Genomic DNA, 1,648 nt, shown 5'->3' on the forward strand with positions numbered 1-1,648 from the left:
CTTTAAAGTTTACTAAATTGTATAAATACATTACTTTATACGTTATTACCTCATAACTTATTAAATTGATCTCGTTTAAACCATTAATTCCATTTTCTGATTTAATCCTATATTCTTGTAATGCTTTTTTTATTGAATAATTGTATTTATCAACTTCATATGTTGTGCAACATCCTGAATTTCCTTAACTGACATAATCAGTTCTAAGAATAGCTCCTGTTTTTGCTGTAAATCTGCATAATTCAATTTCATCACACTGATTATCTAAATTGTCATCTATATATATTTGAGCTTCCCACTTAATAAAATCTTTATCCCTTCTCTCATCTAAAAACTTAATTTTTAATATTACCGTTTTATTTGAGTTGTTATATGGAATAATACACTCTTCTTTTAGCATGTAGATCATATCATCATTTTCAATATTGTCTGTATCTTGCTGCGTAATTACATCCGGGTACATTTGAACTACTTCCTCGGAACACCACCCTTAAAGTCTTCAGGGTTCACCTCATAATATCAACTGTCATTTATTGACTTTCAAAGTTCTTTAAATCGTTATATTTTTTAATCCATTTATCATTAATATAAAATGGGTTAAATGTTAATTAGTAGTCAATATGGATAACTATTATAAATATAATAAAGATGTTATAATATTTAAGTAATTATATTATTAGGGGGTATTTTATGTATTTTATTAGCGTACGTTATAAAATTTACGAGTGGAGTAAACATGCAACCATTTTAAATGTATTAGGAGCAATTTTAAAAGCGTTTTGTTGGATTTGTGCATTTTCAATTATTATGTTGTTAGTAGGTATCTCAACCGCAGTAAATCCAAATTATAAACAAGACATTCAATTTGCTATCCCAGTGGTTGTAGTAGTAGGCATCATTTTATCTATTATGGGTGGATTAGCACAAAAAAAGGCTGAAAAAATAAGTGCATTTGATTTTGAAAATAAAGTAATACATGATTTTATATTCGCTAAAAAAATGGTGAAAAAGAATCCACAGAATAAAGATTGGTACATGAATAAAAATTCTGAATATGCTGAATATGTATTATCTGGAAAAGAAGATTTAGAAGCAGCCGATGGTGAACTTAGTGATGTTAAGAAAATAAGTATCGGGCGTAGACTATTAGGTGTAGTGTTAGCTATAATTTTTGTTTTTGGTGGTTTTTATTTATTAGGTTTATTTAACTAAATGATAATTATTAAGAACTCACTTTTGTGGGTTCTTTTGATATACAAGTTACTGTAATAATTTCATAAAACTACTTGTTGGTTTAAGGTATTGTACTCGAAGGTGTTAGCACCTAAGTTACTTTCTTCCCTTATTGTATTGCCTTGTTTATCATAAGCAAAGAAATTTGTTCCAGAATCTCTATGTAGTTCCTTTAGCTGGTTCTTTACATTATAAACATACTTGTCAGTTATATCATTTGTTGTTTTTGTTAATCTGTTGCCGACCTTATCATAGGTGAATCTCTCTTGTCTTCCATCATAGCTTGAATCTTTTACTCTATTCATGCTGTCATAGGTGTAGTTGTTTTTATGTTTACTGCTTACTTTTTCTATTCTATTACCATTTAAGTCATAAGCATAATTGTAATCTACTAACACTTCACCAGTTGAAGTTA

At 28.2% G+C, this 1,648-nt stretch carries 3 protein-coding genes; 1 reads left to right on the forward strand and 2 read right to left on the reverse strand.

The features are described 5' to 3' along the window. Nucleotides 1–184 precede the first annotated feature (184 nt). The gene (locus tag KPL54_RS25655; RefSeq protein ID WP_216109309.1) at nucleotides 185–463 is read right to left on the reverse strand and encodes a hypothetical protein; all 279 of its coding nucleotides are present in this window, start codon (nucleotides 461–463) and stop codon (nucleotides 185–187) included. A 227-nt stretch (nucleotides 464–690) separates the two neighbouring features. On the opposite strand from KPL54_RS25655, the gene KPL54_RS25660 reads away from it, so the two are divergent. Continuing rightward, a complete protein-coding gene (locus tag KPL54_RS25660) occupies nucleotides 691–1,212 on the forward strand; it encodes a hypothetical protein (RefSeq protein WP_216109310.1) in 522 nt (173 codons plus the stop codon). Nucleotides 1,213–1,274: 62 nt separating this feature from the next. Here the strand turns inward: KPL54_RS25660 and KPL54_RS25665 are convergent. Next, on the reverse strand, nucleotides 1,275–1,648 hold a 374-nt coding region (locus tag KPL54_RS25665; protein WP_253203814.1), incomplete at its 5' end, for a hypothetical protein.

Source organism: Clostridium estertheticum (genome assembly GCF_018861295.1).
GTDB classification, from domain to species: domain Bacteria; phylum Bacillota; class Clostridia; order Clostridiales; family Clostridiaceae; genus Clostridium_AD; species Clostridium_AD estertheticum_D.